Below are 17,355 nucleotides of genomic sequence, written 5' to 3'. Positions count from 1 at the left end.
ATGATTCGCACGCTACTGTTTGATTTAGATGGAACGTTGATCGACACGAATCCATTGATCTTAAAAAGCTTCGAGCATACGCTCAGTTACTATTATCCGGACCGGACGTTCACGGAAGCGGAACTGCTTCCGTTCATCGGTCCGACGCTAGAAAAATCGTTCTCGGCGATGAATGCAGAACAGTGGAAAGAGATGGTCGCTTTTTACCGCAGCTACAACATCGCGATGCATGACGCGCTCGTGCTCGAGTATCCAGGTGTGCTTGACGGATTACGTCGTCTGCATGAAGCAGGATACAAGATGGCGGTCGTGACGTCGAAAAGTCGTCGTGTCGCTCTTCGCGGTATCGAGTTGTTCGGATTGACATCACTCTTTGATGCTGTCATTGCAGCCGACGACGTAACGGAAGAAAAACCAGCCGTTGAGCCATTCGAAAAAGCGATGCAGTTGCTTGGAGCAACGGCAGACGAAACGATCATGGTCGGTGACAACGATACGGACATTCTCGGTGGTAAGAACGCGGGACTGAAGACGGTCGCGGTCGGTTGGGCAATCAAAGGTCGTGCGTATTTAGAAGCCCTCGAACCGGATGTCATCATTGATTCGATGGATCATCTTGCTACTTGGCTGGAGGAACAAAATGGCACGGCGAACTGATCGGTTTCAGGTCGGTACGACGAATCCGCTCTGGCACATGTACCAGACCGTGTCGTTCTTTAAAGTGATGTGGTGCTTTACGATCATCACGATCGGTCGGTTCGCTCCGTCGCTTCGTTTCAAGAACGCGCTCTACCGGACATGCCTCCGGATGAAGATCGGCGAGAAGACGGCGCTTGCCTTGATGGTGATGCCGGACACGATGTTCCCAGAGAGGATCACGATTGGTGACAATACGATCATCGGCTTCAATACGACGATTCTCTGTCATGAATATTTGACGACGGAGTACCGTTTAGGTGACGTCGTCATCGGAAGCAACGTCTTGATTGGTGCGAACGTGACGATTCTACCCGGCGTAACGATCGGAGATGGTGCCGTCGTTGGTGCCGGATCTGTCGTTCACCGGGACATTGCACCGAACGAACGGGTCTCGAGTCAGCCGCTTCGCCGGCATGAAATGTGACAAAACTGTGAGAAGGAAGAAGGAAAAAAGATGACGCACATCCGCTTTACGTATAAGACAGGAAAGTATTTCGGAAGATTATTCGCCGAACGTCCACAAGGTCTCGTCGTTGAGGTGTTGGCTGTCGAGAAGCATCCTGTTCAAGGGGATCTTCATCAGCCGAACCAAGTCGATGTCCCGCTCTTCCATATCCGGACCGCCTTGCATAAGCACGAAAAGATCACGGTTTCGCCCGCAGTCGTTTATGCATATGACGGAGAGATTCCGGATTATGCGACGAGCTTACGGCAAGCATATGACAAGGACGTGGCACGTCTTGAAGGACTGAATCCAGAGACGGATGCTTTTGTACGAAAATGCTTAGAGAATTACAAAGAACTGGAATCGATTTATGCAAAACGCTGGGGATGAACTCCGGCGTTTTTTTCTGTTGCATGCCTCCTAGAGATAGGGTATTCTTGTGTCTGCAACTACGAAACCAGTTTACTATTTATGGGGGCTTGAATCATGATGGAATTAACCAAATACAAAGCAGACCCCTTTGCGATAACAGCGCGCCAAGCGGAACTTTTTTATTTCCGCGGACGGAAGGCGCACCGGGAAGGGCGACTGGACGAAGCCGTCTATCATCTAGATGAGGCGACGACACTTCAGCCAGCGGACATCCGTTATTTGCTCCGTTATGCCCGTGTCTTATTCGAGACTGGAGAAATCAATCATGCGAATGATGTCTTGAAACAAGTACGCGCACTCGACGCATCAAATACGGAAGCACTCTTTTATTTAGCGAATAACTACGCACACGTCTCGCTTTACGAAGAAGCGCGACAACATGCGATGGAATATTTAGAGCAAGCACCAAACGGCAAACACGCGGAGGCATCGGCCGCACTCGTGGAACTGATTGATCTTGAACAAGAGATGGAAGACGACGAAGAGGATGAATTGATTCGTCTGCACGGTCAGGCACAACGCCAGATCGATAAAGGAATGCTGTTCGCGGCACAGGAGACGTTGACTGGACTGATTGCCCAGTACCCGACGTTCTGGCCTGCCTACAACAACCTCGCGATCGTCGAGTTCTATTTAGGAGAGAATGATCAAGCATTCGCTTCCCTCGAACGGGTCCTTGAAGGAAACCCGGGCAATTTGCATGCCCTCTGTAACACGCTCGTCTTGCTACACGAGATGGGACAGGACGAAGAGGCACATCGTCTCTCTCGTCAGCTCGAACACGTCCGTTCCGTGCATCTTGAGACACGTTATAAGGTTGCCTCAACTTTAGCGATCATCGGACGGTACGATATCGCCTATGAAGAGTTGAAATTACTCGAGCGTCGCGGTTACCGAGGAGATCCACTCTTCGGTCACTGGTTATCGATCTCTGCCTATAAGACGGGACATGTCGAAGAAGCGGCGGCTTTCTTGAAGTCGGACGAAGCACAAGCGTTAAAGGAAGAAACGGATACGTATGACATCCGCCACAACCTGCAATTCCGTTCAGCACTCATCCAAGCGTTGAAGACAGAAGATGATGTCTCGCGCATCTTCACGGCACTGCTCCTTGGCAAACTGAACGATTCCGAGGCACGACTGGCGTTATCGATGATGCCAGAAGTGACGGACCGGGAAGACGTTCTCTTATTGACAGAACAGATTGTCATTGAGATGGAAGGTCGGACTGATGTCGTGGATGAACGCATTCACCGGGCATTGCAGACGATCCGTCTTGCGGAACGATTCGTTTCAGACGAAGAACGAATGAGTCTTGAAGGTGATTTTTACGAGCGCTTTGCACAACTCGTCTTAAGCGGTGAGTCATTCGATTCGATCGAAGCATCCGCTGCATCGCTGCTTTATCTGTTCCATGATTTACGGGACGGGATGTTGATCGAAGAATGTGCATCGCTCGTCGATTGTTCGTTCGATCATGTCGCATCAATGATCCGGACACATGAACGGATGCTGGCACCGCTGCAAGCAAAGTGTTAGACGTTTAGGCGATTCTCACCTATACTCAAACTACAACGATTATGATAAATGGGGTGGAATCATGGCGGAAACAGAACAAAAAATTTATGACGTCATCATCATCGGGGCAGGTCCTGCTGGGATGACAGCTGCACTTTATGCATCACGTGCGAACCTTTCGACATTGATGATCGAACGCGGGATTCCGGGCGGTCAAATGGCGAACACAGAAGATATCGAGAACTACCCAGGATACGATAGCATCCTCGGACCAGATCTCTCGCAAAAAATGTTCGACCACTCGAAAGCATTCGGCGCAGAATATGCGTACGGAGACGTTCGAAGCATCGAAGACGGTAAAGCATACAAAACGATTCATGCACACAACAAAGATTACTACGCACGGGCGATCATCATCGCGTCCGGTGCACAATATAAGAAGATCGGCGTACCGGGTGAAGAAGAGCTCGGCGGTCGCGGTGTCTCATACTGTGCCGTCTGTGATGGCGCGTTCTTCAAAGAAAAAGAACTCTTCGTCATCGGTGGAGGCGACTCTGCGGTTGAAGAAGGTGTCTACTTGACACGCTTCGCGAAAAAAGTCACGATCGTACACCGTCGTGATGAGCTCCGTGCTCAAAAAATTCTTCAAAAACGTGCGTTCGACAACCCGAAAATCGACTTCATCTGGAACCATACGGTCAAACAGATCAACGAACAAGACGGGAAAGTCGGCGGTATCGAGTTGATCAACACAAAAACAGCTGACGTGACGACGCATCCGATCGATGGAGTCTTCATCTACATCGGGATGAACCCAATCACTGGTTACGTCCAAGATCTCGGGATCTTAAACGACCAAGGCTACGTCGTGACGAACGAAGCGATGGAAACGAACATCAAAGGTATCTTTGCTGCCGGTGATGTTCGTGAGAAAACATTGCGCCAAGTTGTTACAGCAACAAATGATGGTTCGATCGCAGCGCAAAATGCACAGCATTTCATTGAAGCGTTGCTTGAAGAATTACAAGAATCCTCACACGCATAATATCGAACCAGTTTCATTGAAGGAGACTTCAGTGAAGCTGGCTCTTTTTTTATGATATACTGAGAAAGAAGTGAAAAATACACACGGAACTGTTGTCTGGAGGGCGAAAAGATGGAACAGAATCAACCGCAACTTGTCATCATCACGGGTATGAGTGGGGCTGGGAAGACTGTCGCAATGAACAGCTTTGAGGACTTAGGCTATTTTTGTGTCGACAATCTACCCCCGACGTTACTGCCGCATCTCATCGAAGTCATTGGACAAGTGCGTCCTAAAATCGCCGTTGCCATCGATACCCGCGCGCGTGATTTCATCGACAGCTTTTTTGTCGTCTATGAGGATTTAAAGAAAACGGACTTACAAATCCGGATGTTGTATCTTGATGCACGAAACGATGTCCTCGTACGTCGTTACAAAGAATCGCGCCGTTCGCATCCGCTCGCACCGACGGATTCCCCATTGATTGGAATCGAACGTGAGCGGACGTTGCTCGAAGGATTCCGTGATAAGGCACAGATGCTGATTGATACGAGTGACATCAAGCCGCTTGCACTGAAAGAACGTCTCTTGAAGGAGTTCACGGAAGGGACACGGATTCCGTTCACAGTCAACGTCATGTCGTTCGGGTTCAAACACGGCTTACCGCTTGATGCCGATCTCGTCTTTGACCTGCGCTTCTTACCGAATCCGTTCTACATTCCAGAGCTGCGTCCAAAGACGGGACTCGACGAGGAAGTCGCGTCCTACGTCATGCAGTGGCCGGAAGCGAAGCTGTTCTATAAAAAACTCGTCGATTTGCTCGAGTTCCTGATTCCACAATACGAGCGGGAAGGGAAGTCACAACTCGTCATCGCTCTCGGTTGTACAGGCGGGAAACATCGCTCGATCACATTCGCGGAAGCGATCAGTAAAGAATTCGCGACGCAGTATCACATCGAGACCAATCACCGGGATTATGTGTATGCGAAGGAGGAGAAGTGATGAAATGGGAACGTAAAGTCGTCGCCATCGGTGGCGGGACAGGACTCTCGACGCTTCTTCGTGGACTGAAACATTACCCGCTCGACATCACAGCCATCGTCACGGTCGCCGATGACGGGGGCAGTTCTGGTCGTCTGCGGACGGAATTCAACATGTTACCGCCAGGCGATATCCGAAACGTCATCGTCTCCTTATCGAAGTCGGAGACGTTGATGGACCGAATCATGCAATACCGGTTCGAGACCGGGGAAGGATTACACGGGCATTCGCTCGGAAACCTGATGCTGACAGCAGCGACTCAGCTTTGTAACGGTTCGTTCGTCGAAGCGATTGGCGTCATGGGACAACTGTTGAACGCAGAAGGAAAGGTCTATCCGGCGACGGAACGGACGATCACGTTATGTGCCGAGTTCGAGGACGGAACGATCGTCAAAGGCGAGTCGTTGATCCCGAAGGTTGGCAAGAAGATCGAACGGATCTTCCTCGAAGAACAAGATGTCCGACCGGTTCCGGAAGCGATTCAGGCAATTCTTGATGCCGATGTCATCGTCCTTGGTCCGGGTAGTCTCTATACGAGTATCATCCCAAATGTCCTGATCGATGAGATCCGGGAAGCAATCCAACAATCGTTAGCTCCGGTCGTCTATATCTGTAACGTCATGACGCAACCCGGCGAGACGACGGCGTTCACAGCCAATGAGCATTTAGCGGCACTCGAACGCTTCCTCGGACAAGGCGTCGTTGATACGATCATCGTCAACAACGAATCGATCGATGCGAGTTACCTGAAGAAATACCAGAAGGATCACGCTGACATCGTCACCTATAATGAAAAACAATTCGAGCTTGCTGGCGTTGAAGTGCTGGCAGACGATATCGTCGACTACAATCATCATTTCATCCGTCATGACTCAGATGCCGTCGCAAGCCTCGTCATGCGAAAGGTGTTGTCGATTCGACGGATGCGTCAACTCGAAGGAAAGGAGGAGCTGACATGAGCTTTGCCTCAGAAGTCAAAAAAGAATTAACGCAGATTCCGATCACCGATCACGAGATGAAGGCGGAACTCGCGGCGCTCGCCCGGATGAACGGTGCAATCTCGTTCGGTCTCGGACGTGGTCTGACACTCGATATCTCGACCGAGAATGCCTCGATTGCTCGTCGGATCTACTCATTGCTGAAAAAAGCATACGGGGTCCATCTCGATCTGCTCGTGCGGAAGAAAATGCGTCTGAAAAAGAATAATGTCTATATCGTCCGCGTCAAACAACAAGCGGACAAGATTTTACAAGACCTCGGGATTTTAGGGGAAGGGTTCACGATGATTCGTTCCATCAGTGACACGATCCTCAACGACGAACGCAAAGCGCGCGCGTATTTACGAGGAGCGTTTCTCGCCGGGGGCTCGCTCAACAATCCGGCGACGTCGTCGTATCACTTGGAGATTTTCAGCTTATATGAGGAGCACAATGCGGCGCTCCGTGGTTTATCAAACGTCTTTGATTTGAACGCGAAGGCGATCGAACGGAAAAAGGGACACATCCTCTACATCAAGGAGAGCGAAAAGATTTCCGATTTCCTCAAGCTCGTTGATGCGACACAATCGATGCTACGGTTCGAGGACGTCCGGATCTTAAAAGATATGCGTAACTCGGTCAACCGTCTCGTCAACTGTGAGACGGCAAACCTCAACAAAACGGTCGGTGCGGCATTACGCCAAGTCGAGAACATCAAGTTCCTTGAGCGGACGGTCGGGCTCGATGTCTTACCGGATAAGCTGAAGGAGATCGCGATCTTGCGTGTGACACATCAAGACGTGACGTTACAAGAACTCGGAGAGATGGTCGAAAGCGGCTCCATCTCAAAATCAGGGATCAATCACCGGTTGCGGAAGATTGATCAAATCGCTGAAAAAGTACGAAATGGAGAGTCGATGACAGGGGCCTTATAAGAGGGTCGCTTGCGGGATGAACCATAGTCTACTATAATATATAGTCGATGCAACTAAATGTTCGAATTAAGGAGTTTTTGAAATGGCTAACGAAAAGAAACGTATTTCGCTGACAGTCGATGCGAAGTTTGATGAAGTGTTAACAAAAAAAGCAAAATCAATCGGTGTACCGAAAAGCACACTCGTTGCGTTCGCAACATCTTTATTCCTGAAACAATTACAAGCAGAGGAAGAGCTTTCGCCACATGCGAACGCGATCTACTCGCTGATTCGTGAAAACCACGATATCGTTTCAGACATCACAGACTTGATCGACTGATCATCGACCTCTCGTTCTATAAGGAACGGGAGGTTTTTTTGTATGCAACGATAACCGACAAGGCTTCGCTTTCCTATGGATACAAAAAAAGTGCCTCCCGAAGGAGACACTCTGGATGACTTATGCACGTTCCATGACGCGGTCGATGAGACCGTAGTCAGCAGCAGCTTGTGCTGACATGAAGTTGTCACGCTCTGTATCGCGTTCGATGACTTCAAGTGGTTGTCCTGTGTTTTCAGCCATGATTTTATTGAGGTGCTCACGCATTTTGATGATACGCTCCGCATGGATTTTGATATCCGATGCTTGACCTTGTGTACCACCGAGCGGTTGGTGGATCATGATTTCAGCGTTTGGTAACGCGAAACGTTTTCCTTTTGCGCCCGCTTGGAGCAAGAACGCACCCATCGATGCTGCCATACCGATACAAATTGTTGAAACTTGTGGTTTGATGAAGTTCATTGTATCGTAAATCGCCATACCGGCAGTGATTGAACCACCTGGGCTGTTGATGTAAAGCGAGATTTCTTTATCTGGATCTTCTGCTGCTAAGAACAGAAGTTGGGCAACGACTGAGTTGGCGACGTTGTCGTCAATCGCGCTCCCGAGAAGAATGATGCGGTCTTTTAGCAAACGTGAGTAGATATCGTAAGCACGTTCCCCGCGGTTTGTTTGTTCGATGACTGTTGGAATTAACATAGTCTTTGCCTCCTTATAGTTGGTATGTAGCTTCCTATTCGACTTATCCTTATCATAATCCTTTGGTCAATATTGGTCAAAAGATACGATGCGACTTTTAGGTATTTTTCCATTACAAGGGCAAATGAAACATATCAGTATAGAAAAAAGGCAACGCCATTGCTGGCATTGCCTTGTAGTTGAATAAATGGTACACCCGGAGAGATTCGAACTCCCGACACCTGGTACCGGAAACCAGTGCTCTATCCCCTGAGCTACGGGTGCATCTGATGTACTGAACAATTAATAGTATAGCGACATTTTTTCAGAAAAGCAATAGGGAAGCATGACTTTTCTTTTCTCTAGCGACTCAAAAGGGGTTCAGAGCACGTTTTTTAAAACGTTTCTTCTATAATAAGAAGTGGGGGGAGGGGAATCGATGGATCAACGCCAGGAACAGACGCAACAGATGACGTTATCGGCGTCACAACAGTATCAGTTACATGTGCTTGAACAACCAGCGTCAGAGCTCGAGGAGGAATGGCGACGGTTGAAACGACGGTTGCATCGCCATTACCCGAATCAGGTTTCGCTAGAATTCGAGCAGATGGCGGGTAATTTAGCGTCCTATGAAGACGAGCTTCTTGCACAAATACGTTTAGAATCAGTCAGACAGGAAATAGGATATATGGCGGAACAACTCATCGTGTATTTAGAAGCGGACGGTTTAATGCGGACATCGGACGAGCAGCTTGCTGCATCCTTCTCGACCGATGTCGCTACGATTACAGAGGCACGGACACTCTTACAACAATGTGAACCAGTCGGCATCGCTGCCCGTTCGGAACGCGAGTGCCAATGGTTACAGGCGATCGAGCTAGACGACGCGGAATTGATCGGACTGACGAATCGGTTGCGACATGAATCCGCAAGTCAGGTGTTCGCGCAGTTCAGTGAACAGGATCGAGCGCGGTTGCGAAAACAATTGACGCGGTTGAGCCGGACACCGGATCTTCCAAAAGAAGAACGACCGGTGACAGCAGAAGCGCGGATTCACCTGTTAGATGGAGAACTTCAAATCAACTGGATGACACTCGACACGGATCAGACGTGGCTCGAATTAAAAGAGGCAACGCCTTTTTTGCGCGCGTACGAACGACGCCGTGTCACGATGCATGCCATCCTCTTGGTCTTGCTTGAGCGACAAGAACGCTGGTTCAAGGGAGAACTGTATCTTGAGCCATTGACGAAAAAACAAGTCGCTGAGGCAACGGGGCATCATCCGTCAACGATTGGTCGAGCGATTGCGTCGAAGTATGTCGAGACGGTCCATGGTCTCGTTGCCCTAGAAGACTTGTTCGTCTCACGGACGACAACCGGAGATTCGAGTTTTTTGATTAAACGGCGGATCGCCGAATACATTCAACATAGCAATCGTCCGTTAAGTGATCAGCAATTGACAGATCGCTTGCAAGCAGATGGTCTGACAGTCGCGCGACGGACGGTCGCGAAATATCGGACAGCGCTTGGTTTAACGAAAAAAACGATGCAGCAAAGGAAGGCGCAATCAGAATGGGATTAAAACGACACAGACACTTAACACTCTATTCACGTCCGGGATGTACGCTATGTGAAGAGGCCGCCATCTTACTCGACTTCGTACTCGATGAGTTTCCGGAATGGACGTTCGAGGAAGTCAACATTGATCAGGATGAAGCGCTCAGTCTACGGTTCTTATACGAGATTCCCGTTGTCATGCATGACGAGGAAATCTGGAGTTATGGCAAATTCGAGACAGAAACAGTAAGAAAACGCTTACTTCAAAAAACTTGAGAAACGAGACTTGCAAGGCGAGAAATGGACTGTTATGATAACGGTGTACCAAGTGGGACACGTTATGACATGCGGGACAAAAAGCGTCCAGCTACTTGAGAGGAGAGGGAAATACATGATTCGGCAGTTAGTCCAGATCCAAAAACGAATCGTGCCTGATCTGATCGAAGAAATGCAGACACGCTACGACATCCTTCATTATGTGCGACTGATGCAACCGATCGGACGACGTACACTTGCGACAAGCCTTGGCTTGACGGAACGCGTCTTACGGCGGGAAGTCGACTTCTTGAAGCAGCAAGACCTCCTAGAGGTCGCAACGCAAGGGATGTCCTTAACGGATGAAGGACGAAACGTTCTTCGCAGCATGCACAGCATCATGGGAGAACTCGCAGGGATCTCAGACATGGCGAAAGCCTTGAAAGAGAGACTCGGGGTACGGGACGTCGTCATCGTACCGGGTGATTCCGATGAGACCTTCTGGGTACAACGAGACATGGGACGGGCGACCGTCGCACGACTCAAGCGAGAGCTTTCTTCAAACCATCACAATACGATCGCTGTCACAGGCGGTACGACGATGGCTTCGGTCGCGGCGATGATGTCGCCAGACAAGGAACACCGTCCAATGACGTTCGTTCCGGCACGCGGAGGACTGGGAGAAACGCTCGAACTACAAGCGAACACAGTATGCTCACGGATGGCATCACGCGCTCAAAGTGATTATCATCTGCTTCACATCCCAGACATGGTCAGCACAGAGACTTTCGTCAAGATGATCGAAGAGCCGAGCATAAAAAATGTGCTTCAAATGATTAAAGGTGCTTCAATCGTGGTACATGGAATTGGTGAGGCGAAAACGATGGCAAAACGTCGTCGTGCGTCTGAGGATCTCCTGACCCGACTGGAACATGACCAGGCAGTAGCGGAAGCATTCGGATATTACTTCGACCGAGACGGGAACATCGTGCACCGGGTCAAGACAGTTGGTCTCCAACTGGCTGACTTGAAGCAAGTCGAACACGTCATCGTCGTCGCAGGTGGTCATTCGAAGGCAGAAGCGATCAATGCCTATGTCAAACAGTCGCCAGACATCATCCTGATCACGGATGAAGGCGCAGCAGCTTCGATTTTGAAAGGGTAACCCCCTTTTGAATAATAGATAACTCGCTTTACATTAAAAGGAGGAAAATTATCATGGCAGTAAAAGTTGGTATTAACGGATTTGGACGTATCGGACGTTTGGCACTTCGTCAAATTCTTCAATTCGATGGAATCGAAGTAGTCGCGATCAACGACCTTACAGACACTAAAATGCTTGCACACCTTCTCAAATATGATACGACTCAAGGTCGTTTCGACGGCGAAGTTGAAGTACACGACGGTTACTTCCTCGTCAACGGTAAAGAAATCAAAACACTTGCTAACCGCAACCCAGAAGAACTCCCATGGGGCGAGCTCGGTGTTGACATCGTTCTCGAATGTACTGGTTTCTTCACAGACAAAGAAAAAGCTGAGCTTCACTTGAAAGCTGGCGCTAAAAAAGTCGTTATCTCTGCACCTGCAACTGGCGACATGAAAACAGTCGTCTTCAACACGAACCACGAAATCCTTGACGGAACTGAAACAGTTATCTCTGGTGCTTCTTGTACTACTAACTGTCTCGCGCCAATGGCTAAAGTTCTCCAAGATCAGTTCGGAATCGTTGAAGGTCTCATGACTACGATCCACGCTTACACTGGTGACCAAAACACACTCGACGCTCCACACCCTAAAGGTGACTTCCGTCGTGCACGTGCGGCAGCAGCAAACATCGTTCCAAACTCAACTGGTGCTGCAAAAGCAATCGGTCTCGTTCTTCCAGAACTTCAAGGTAAACTTGACGGATCTGCACAACGTGTACCAGTCGCTACAGGTTCACTCACTGAGCTCGTAACTGTACTCGACAAAAAAGTTTCTGTAGAAGAAGTCAACGCAGCAATGAAAGCAGCTGCTAACGAGTCTTACGGTTACACTGAAGACGAAATCGTTTCTTCTGACATCGTTGGTATCTCTTACGGATCACTCTTCGATGCAACACAAACGAAAGTCATGACAGTCGGCGACAAACAACTCGTTAAAACAGTTGCTTGGTATGACAACGAAATGTCTTACACTAGCCAACTCGTTCGTACACTCAAACACTTCGCAGAAATCGCTAAGTAATTCGAGCAATTAAATAGCAATTGAATAAGAGCGGAAACGATATCAGTCTCCGCTCTTATTGCGGAAAAAAGCGGGAGGGGCATTCGCCCCTCACTATACGTAAGAGACGGAGGACGAATGTATGAATAAGAAATCGATTCGCGACATCGATGTACAAGGAAAACGCGTATTTACACGCGTGGATTTCAACGTACCGTTGGAAGACGGTAAAATCACGGATGACACACGGATCCGTGCTGCACTCCCAACGATCAAACACTTGATCGAAGGCGGAGCAAAAGTCATTCTCGCTAGCCACATGGGTCGTCCAAAAGGCGAAAAAAACCCTGAGTTCTCACTTGCACCAGTCGTAGCACGCCTCAGCGAATTGCTTGGTAAAGACATCAAGCTCGTTGAAGAAGCATACGGTCCAGTTGCAGAAGAAGCAGTCAGCAAACTCGAAAACGGCGATGTCGTCGTCTTAGAGAACGTCCGCTTCTATTCTGGCGAAACGAAAAATGACGAAGAGCTCGCTAAAGGATTCGCGAAACTCGCTGACGTCTTCGTCAACGACGCGTTCGGCGCAGCACACCGTGCACACGCATCGACAGAAGGTATCGCACACCATGTCGACACAGCAGTTGCCGGTCTTCTCATCGAAAAAGAACTTCAAGTTCTCGGTAAAGCTCTTTCTAACCCAGATCGCCCGTTCACGGCAATCATCGGTGGTTCGAAAGTTGCGGATAAAATCGGTGTCATCGATCACTTACTCGACATCGTCGATACGTTGATCATCGGTGGCGGCTTATCGTACACGTTCCTCACAGCTCGTGGTATCGAAGTCGGTACTTCACTTCTTGAGGTCGACAAAATCGACCAAGCGAAGGAATTCATGAAAAAAGCAGAAGAAAAAGGCGTTAAGTTCCTCATGCCTGTCGACTGTGTCATCACGAAGGAATTCGGAGAAGAAACATATGTCGGACCACGTGACATCACAGAGATCCCAGCGGATCACATGTCACTTGATATCGGTCCAAAAACGGTTGAACTCTATGCAGAGGCAATCAAGAACTCGAAACTCGTCGTCTGGAACGGACCGATGGGCGTATTCGAACTCGATAAATACGCAAACGGTACAAAAGGTGTCGCGCAAGCTCTTGCGGACAGCGATGCGTACTCAATCATCGGCGGTGGCGACTCAGCTGCTGCGGCAGAGAAATTCGGTCTTGCTGACAAAATGAGCCACATCTCTACAGGTGGTGGAGCAAGTCTCGAATTCATGGAAGGGAAAGCTCTTCCTGGTGTCGAAGCGCTAAACGACAAGTAATCTAAGTTCACAAGGGAGTGTTTCTCAATGCGTAAACCAATTATCGCAGGTAACTGGAAGATGAATCTGACGCTCAAGGATGCAGTCGCATTCGTTGAGGAAGTCAAAGGAGCTGTACCTGCTTCGACGACAGTCGACGCAGCCGTCTGTGCGCCAGCAGTATTCTTGGCACACTTGACAGAAGCAGCAGCTGGTACGGATCTTAAGATCGGTGCTCAAAACATGTACGACAAAGAGAGCGGTGCGTTCACTGGTGAAATCAGCCCGCTCATGCTCAAAGAACTCGACGTGACATACGTCATCCTCGGTCACTCTGAGCGTCGTGAGTACTTCGGCGAAACAGATGCGTTCATCAACAGCAAAGCGAAAAAAGCGTTCGAGCACGGTCTCGTTCCAATCGTTTGTGTAGGTGAAACACTGGAAGAGCGTGAAGGCGGCAAGTTCGAAGACGTCATCCGCGAACAGACAGCAAACAGCCTCAAAGGTCTTACTGTCGACCAAGTGAAAAATCTCGTCGTCGCTTACGAGCCTGTCTGGGCAATCGGAACAGGTAAATCAGCGACAGAACAAGATGCACAAGATTCTTGTAAATTCGTCCGTGACGTCGTTGCAGCTGAATTTGGTGCTGAAGCAGCAGAAGCTGTCCGAATCCAATACGGTGGTAGCGTCAAACCGGAAAACATCAAAGAATATATGGCTCAACCAGACATCGACGGCGCGCTCGTCGGCGGTGCAAGTCTTGAGACAGGATCGTTCCTCAAACTGTTGGAGGCGATTTAAATGAAAAAACGTCCAGTCGCACTAATCATCCTTGATGGTTTTGGTATGCGTGACGAGGAGTTTGGAAATGCCGTTACGGCGGCAAATAAACCGAACTTCGACCGTTACTGGGGTCAATACCCGCATACGTTGTTGAATGCGAAAGGCGAATACGTCGGTTTGCCTGAAGGTCAAATGGGGAACTCAGAAGTGGGTCACCTCAACATCGGTGCAGGTCGCGTCGTCTATCAATCGCTATCCCGAATCAACAACGCGGTCAAGGATCGCTCGTTCTTCTCGCGTCAAGCGATGAACGATGCGGCAGGTCACGTGAAGAAATACGGTTCAGCGCTTCATATCTTCGGTTTGGTCTCTGACGGTGGAATCCACAGTCACATCAACCACTTATATGCGGTGCTCGAATTCGCGAAACTTCACGAAATCGAAAAAGTCTACCTCCATGCTTTCACGGACGGTCGTGACTGCGACCCACAATCGGGCGCTGGTTTCCTCCGTGACGCGCAAGCGAAGATGGATGAATTGAATGTTGGACAATTCGCGAGTATCTCTGGTCGCTACTATGCGATGGATCGCGATAACCGTTGGGAGCGCGTCAAGAAAGTCTATGACGTCATCACGTTCGGTGAAGGTCCAACGACGAAGGATCCAATCGGCATGGTCGAAGCTTCGTACAAACAAGACGTAACGGATGAGTTCATCGAACCAACTGTTGTCGTGCAGGAAGACGGTACGCCAGTCGCACCGATCCACGATAACGATGCGATCGTGTTCTTCAACTATCGTCCTGACCGTGCGATTCAGCTTTCGAAAGTCTACAAAGAAAAAGGTGGCTTCGACGGATTCGAGCTTCCGGACAATGCACCGAAGAACCTGCTACTCGTCTCGATGACGAAGTACTCGGATGCGATTGATACGGACATCGTCTTCCCGCCTGAAGACATCAAGAACACGCTTGGTGAGACATTGTCAAAACAAGGTCTCAAACAGCTACGCATCGCGGAAACGGAAAAGTATCCGCACGTCACGTTCTTCTTCAACGGACAACGTGAAGAACCATACGAAGGGGAAGATCGGATCTTGATCCCTTCACCAAAAGTCGCGACATACGACTTGAAACCGGAGATGAGCGTCTATGAAGTCACAGATGCGCTCGTCGACGCGATCAACTCGGACAAACACGACGCGATCATCCTCAACTTCGCTAACCCGGATATGGTCGGTCACTCGGGTATGCTCGAGCCGACGAAAAAGGCGATCGAAGCTGTCGATGAGTGTCTTGGGAAAGTCGTTGACTTGATTCTCAGCAAAGGCGGCGCGGCAGTCATCACGGCTGACCACGGGAACGCGGATAAAGTCCTTAATGCGGACGGCAGTAAGATGACGGCGCATACGACAGAACCCGTTCCATGTATCGTGACGGTCGAGGACGTTGAACTCCTTGAACCACTCACAGGTGCACTCGCTGACCTCGCACCAACGGTCCTTGATCTCCTCGGAGCGGACCAACCAGCAGAGATGACTGGTAAATCGATCGTATTGAAAAAATAATCCCGTCGATCGAAATGACTACACCACACATTCTTTATACACAAAAGGAGCGAATTTAAATGTCAATGATTACAGAGATTTACGCACGCGAGATTCTTGATTCACGCGGTAACCCAACAGTAGAAGTAGAAGTTTATACAGAAGATGGCGGTTTCGGTCGCGCACTCGTACCATCAGGTGCATCAACTGGTGAGCACGAAGCAGTCGAACTCCGTGATGGCGACAAAGCACGTTACCTCGGAAAAGGTGTTTTGAAAGCTGTTGATAACGTCAACGAAAAAATCGCACCAGAAATCATCGGTTACGATGTCTTCGACCAAGCTGGAATCGACAAAAAGATGATCGATCTCGACGGTACGAAAAACAAAGGTAACTTCGGCGCTAACGCAATCCTTGGTGTTTCTATGGCTGCTGCACGTGCTGCTGCTGATGAGCTTGGTCTTCCACTTTACACATACCTCGGTGGATTCAACGCGAAAACATTACCAACACCAATGATGAACATCATCAACGGTGGATCACACGCAGACAACAACGTGGACTTCCAAGAGTTCATGATCATGCCTGTCGGTGCTCCAACATTCAAAGAAGCACTTCGTATGGGTGCTGAAATCTTCCACGCGTTGAAATCAGTTCTTAGCGGAATGGGTCTTAACACAGCAGTTGGTGACGAGGGTGGATTCGCTCCAAACTTGAAATCAAACGAAGAAGCAATCACAGTTATCCTTGAAGCAATCGAAAAAGCTGGCTACAAAGCAGGCGAAGATGTTTACCTTGCAATGGACGTCGCTTCTTCTGAGTTCTACGATAAAGCAGCTGGAACATACAACCTCGCTGGCGAAGGCAAAGTCCTCTCAACAGAAGAGCTCGTTGAATTCTACGCACAACTCGTTGACAAATACCCAATCATCTCAATCGAAGATGGCTGTGACGAAAACGACTGGGATGGTCACAAACTTCTTACAGATCGTATCGGACACAAAGTCCAACTCGTTGGGGATGACCTGTTCGTAACGAACACTGAGAAACTTGCTGAAGGTATCGAAAAAGGCATCGCTAACTCGATCCTCATCAAAGTTAACCAAATCGGTACGTTGACTGAAACATTCGACGCAATCGAAATGGCTAAAAAAGCTGGTTACACAGCTGTCGTTTCTCACCGTTCTGGTGAAACTGAAGATTCAACGATCGCTGACATCGCTGTTGCGACAAACGCTGGTCAAATCAAAACGGGTTCACTTTCACGTACAGACCGTATCGCGAAATACAACCAACTTCTCCGCATCGAAGACATGCTTTCAGACGTTGCTGTCTACGACGGAATCAAATCATTCTACAACCTCAAGAAGTAATTTCAGGTTGATCGTTTGAATAAGCTATAAGGAAAACCTCCTATTCGTGTGATACGTACACACGGATAGGAGGTTTTTTACATATCAAGCGATGTCAAACGCGAAAATCCCTTTTGTCATCAAAACTAAAATGAACTGTCAAAAAATTGATTTATCTCATTAGACGGCTAAAATGTTATACTCATAAATAAGTGCAAATTAAATAGTTATAGCGATTAATTACACCTTAATCAATGAAGGTGAAAAATACGTTTAAAGGAGAT

General features: G+C 48.9%; 17 protein-coding genes, 1 tRNA gene and 1 pseudogene. 17 read left to right on the top strand and 2 right to left on the bottom strand.

Annotated features, from left to right (window positions below; translation table 11 throughout):
- The 9 genes from ppaX to P401_RS0110995 all read left to right on the top strand — a co-directional run bounded on the left by ppaX (position 1) and on the right by P401_RS0110995 (position 7,390).
- The gene (ppaX, locus tag P401_RS0111035; RefSeq protein WP_029342486.1) at positions 1-657 is read left to right on the top strand and encodes a pyrophosphatase PpaX; all 657 of its coding nucleotides are present in this window, start codon (positions 1-3) and stop codon (positions 655-657) included.
- Complete coding sequence (locus tag P401_RS0111030; RefSeq protein WP_029342485.1) at positions 641-1,123, top strand: acyltransferase; 483 nt, start codon at positions 641-643, stop codon at positions 1,121-1,123. Before ppaX ends, P401_RS0111030 begins: the two co-directional genes overlap by 17 nt.
- A 30-nt stretch (positions 1,124-1,153) precedes the next feature.
- Positions 1,154-1,534 (top strand): sporulation phosphorelay system protein KapB, encoded by a 381-nt coding sequence (kapB, locus tag P401_RS0111025; protein WP_023469227.1) that lies wholly within the window; start codon positions 1,154-1,156, stop codon positions 1,532-1,534.
- Between the two features lie 96 nt (positions 1,535-1,630).
- On the top strand, positions 1,631-3,115 hold the full coding sequence (locus tag P401_RS0111020; protein ID WP_029342484.1) for a tetratricopeptide repeat protein: 1,485 nt from the start codon (positions 1,631-1,633) through the stop codon (positions 3,113-3,115).
- A 61-nt stretch (positions 3,116-3,176) separates the two neighbouring features.
- Positions 3,177-4,139 carry a thioredoxin-disulfide reductase gene (trxB, locus tag P401_RS0111015; RefSeq protein ID WP_023469225.1) on the top strand — a complete coding sequence of 321 codons (963 nt, stop codon included), beginning with the start codon at positions 3,177-3,179 and terminating at the stop codon, positions 4,137-4,139.
- Positions 4,140-4,250: 111 nt separating this feature from the next.
- Complete coding sequence (rapZ, locus tag P401_RS0111010) at positions 4,251-5,120, top strand: RNase adapter RapZ (RefSeq protein WP_029342483.1); 870 nt, start codon at positions 4,251-4,253, stop codon at positions 5,118-5,120.
- A complete protein-coding gene (locus tag P401_RS0111005) occupies positions 5,120-6,118 on the top strand; it encodes a gluconeogenesis factor YvcK family protein (protein ID WP_029342482.1) in 999 nt (332 codons plus the stop codon). Before rapZ ends, P401_RS0111005 begins: the two co-directional genes overlap by 1 nt.
- Positions 6,115-7,071: a DNA-binding protein WhiA gene (whiA, locus tag P401_RS0111000; protein WP_023469222.1), complete on the top strand. Its 957-nt coding sequence runs from the start codon at positions 6,115-6,117 to the stop codon at positions 7,069-7,071. Before P401_RS0111005 ends, whiA begins: the two co-directional genes overlap by 4 nt.
- An 82-nt stretch (positions 7,072-7,153) precedes the next feature.
- Positions 7,154-7,390: a hypothetical protein gene (locus P401_RS0110995; protein WP_023469221.1), complete on the top strand. Its 237-nt coding sequence runs from the start codon at positions 7,154-7,156 to the stop codon at positions 7,388-7,390.
- Positions 7,391-7,510: 120 nt separating this feature from the next.
- Here the strand turns inward: P401_RS0110995 and clpP are convergent.
- Together clpP and P401_RS0110985 are read right to left on the bottom strand one after the other, a co-directional pair.
- Positions 7,511-8,095: pseudogene (gene clpP / locus P401_RS0110990) on the bottom strand (ATP-dependent Clp endopeptidase proteolytic subunit ClpP); the annotation flags it as partial.
- 182 nt (positions 8,096-8,277) lie between these two features.
- A tRNA-Arg gene (locus P401_RS0110985) sits at positions 8,278-8,353 on the bottom strand.
- A 154-nt stretch (positions 8,354-8,507) separates the two neighbouring features.
- Here P401_RS0110985 and P401_RS0110980 point away from each other — a divergent pair.
- The 8 genes from P401_RS0110980 (at position 8,508) to eno (ending at position 17,092) form a co-directional block, all read left to right on the top strand.
- Positions 8,508-9,650 carry an RNA polymerase factor sigma-54 gene (locus tag P401_RS0110980; protein ID WP_029342481.1) on the top strand — a complete coding sequence of 381 codons (1,143 nt, stop codon included), beginning with the start codon at positions 8,508-8,510 and terminating at the stop codon, positions 9,648-9,650.
- Positions 9,641-9,901, top strand: a complete 261-nt coding sequence (locus tag P401_RS0110975) for a glutaredoxin family protein (protein WP_029342480.1) — start codon at positions 9,641-9,643, stop codon at positions 9,899-9,901. Before P401_RS0110980 ends, P401_RS0110975 begins: the two co-directional genes overlap by 10 nt.
- A 118-nt stretch (positions 9,902-10,019) precedes the next feature.
- The gene (locus P401_RS0110970; protein ID WP_029342479.1) at positions 10,020-11,045 is read left to right on the top strand and encodes a sugar-binding transcriptional regulator; all 1,026 of its coding nucleotides are present in this window, start codon (positions 10,020-10,022) and stop codon (positions 11,043-11,045) included.
- A gap of 53 nt (positions 11,046-11,098) precedes the next feature.
- Positions 11,099-12,106, top strand: a complete 1,008-nt coding sequence (gap, locus tag P401_RS0110965) for a type I glyceraldehyde-3-phosphate dehydrogenase (protein ID WP_023469217.1) — start codon at positions 11,099-11,101, stop codon at positions 12,104-12,106.
- A 121-nt stretch (positions 12,107-12,227) separates the two neighbouring features.
- Positions 12,228-13,412: a phosphoglycerate kinase gene (locus P401_RS0110960; protein WP_029342478.1), complete on the top strand. Its 1,185-nt coding sequence runs from the start codon at positions 12,228-12,230 to the stop codon at positions 13,410-13,412.
- Positions 13,413-13,439: 27 nt separating this feature from the next.
- Positions 13,440-14,192 carry a triose-phosphate isomerase gene (tpiA, locus tag P401_RS0110955; protein WP_023469215.1) on the top strand — a complete coding sequence of 251 codons (753 nt, stop codon included), beginning with the start codon at positions 13,440-13,442 and terminating at the stop codon, positions 14,190-14,192.
- A complete protein-coding gene (gene gpmI / locus P401_RS0110950) occupies positions 14,193-15,740 on the top strand; it encodes a 2,3-bisphosphoglycerate-independent phosphoglycerate mutase (RefSeq protein ID WP_029342477.1) in 1,548 nt (515 codons plus the stop codon).
- A gap of 59 nt (positions 15,741-15,799) precedes the next feature.
- On the top strand, positions 15,800-17,092 hold the full coding sequence (gene eno / locus P401_RS0110945; RefSeq protein ID WP_023469213.1) for a phosphopyruvate hydratase: 1,293 nt from the start codon (positions 15,800-15,802) through the stop codon (positions 17,090-17,092).
- Positions 17,093-17,355: the final 263 nt, after the last annotated feature.

The organism is Exiguobacterium acetylicum DSM 20416, from assembly GCF_000702605.1.
GTDB classification, from domain to species: Bacteria; Bacillota; Bacilli; order Exiguobacteriales; family Exiguobacteriaceae; genus Exiguobacterium_A; species Exiguobacterium_A acetylicum.
The sequence above is the reverse complement of the archived record's forward strand: the minus strand, read 5'-3'. Positions and strand labels throughout refer to the sequence as shown.

What these genes read in the sequence shown, in the direction of transcription:
- kapB (WP_023469227.1), top strand. Translation starts at nt 1,154, where the DNA reads ATGACGCACATCCGCTTTACGTATAAGACAGGAAAGTATTTCGGAAGA.
- gap (WP_023469217.1), top strand. Translation starts at nt 11,099, where the DNA reads ATGGCAGTAAAAGTTGGTATTAACGGATTTGGACGTATCGGACGTTTG.
- rapZ (WP_029342483.1), top strand. Translation starts at nt 4,251, where the DNA reads ATGGAACAGAATCAACCGCAACTTGTCATCATCACGGGTATGAGTGGG.
- P401_RS0110975 (WP_029342480.1), top strand. Translation starts at nt 9,641, where the DNA reads ATGGGATTAAAACGACACAGACACTTAACACTCTATTCACGTCCGGGA.
- P401_RS0111020 (WP_029342484.1), top strand. Translation starts at nt 1,631, where the DNA reads ATGATGGAATTAACCAAATACAAAGCAGACCCCTTTGCGATAACAGCG.
- trxB (WP_023469225.1), top strand. Translation starts at nt 3,177, where the DNA reads ATGGCGGAAACAGAACAAAAAATTTATGACGTCATCATCATCGGGGCA.
- P401_RS0111030 (WP_029342485.1), top strand. Translation starts at nt 641, where the DNA reads ATGGCACGGCGAACTGATCGGTTTCAGGTCGGTACGACGAATCCGCTC.
- P401_RS0111005 (WP_029342482.1), top strand. Translation starts at nt 5,120, where the DNA reads ATGAAATGGGAACGTAAAGTCGTCGCCATCGGTGGCGGGACAGGACTC.
- P401_RS0110995 (WP_023469221.1), top strand. Translation starts at nt 7,154, where the DNA reads ATGGCTAACGAAAAGAAACGTATTTCGCTGACAGTCGATGCGAAGTTT.
- tpiA (WP_023469215.1), top strand. Translation starts at nt 13,440, where the DNA reads ATGCGTAAACCAATTATCGCAGGTAACTGGAAGATGAATCTGACGCTC.
- gpmI (WP_029342477.1), top strand. Translation starts at nt 14,193, where the DNA reads ATGAAAAAACGTCCAGTCGCACTAATCATCCTTGATGGTTTTGGTATG.
- P401_RS0110960 (WP_029342478.1), top strand. Translation starts at nt 12,228, where the DNA reads ATGAATAAGAAATCGATTCGCGACATCGATGTACAAGGAAAACGCGTA.
- P401_RS0110980 (WP_029342481.1), top strand. Translation starts at nt 8,508, where the DNA reads ATGGATCAACGCCAGGAACAGACGCAACAGATGACGTTATCGGCGTCA.
- eno (WP_023469213.1), top strand. Translation starts at nt 15,800, where the DNA reads ATGTCAATGATTACAGAGATTTACGCACGCGAGATTCTTGATTCACGC.
- whiA (WP_023469222.1), top strand. Translation starts at nt 6,115, where the DNA reads ATGAGCTTTGCCTCAGAAGTCAAAAAAGAATTAACGCAGATTCCGATC.
- ppaX (WP_029342486.1), top strand. Translation starts at nt 1, where the DNA reads ATGATTCGCACGCTACTGTTTGATTTAGATGGAACGTTGATCGACACG.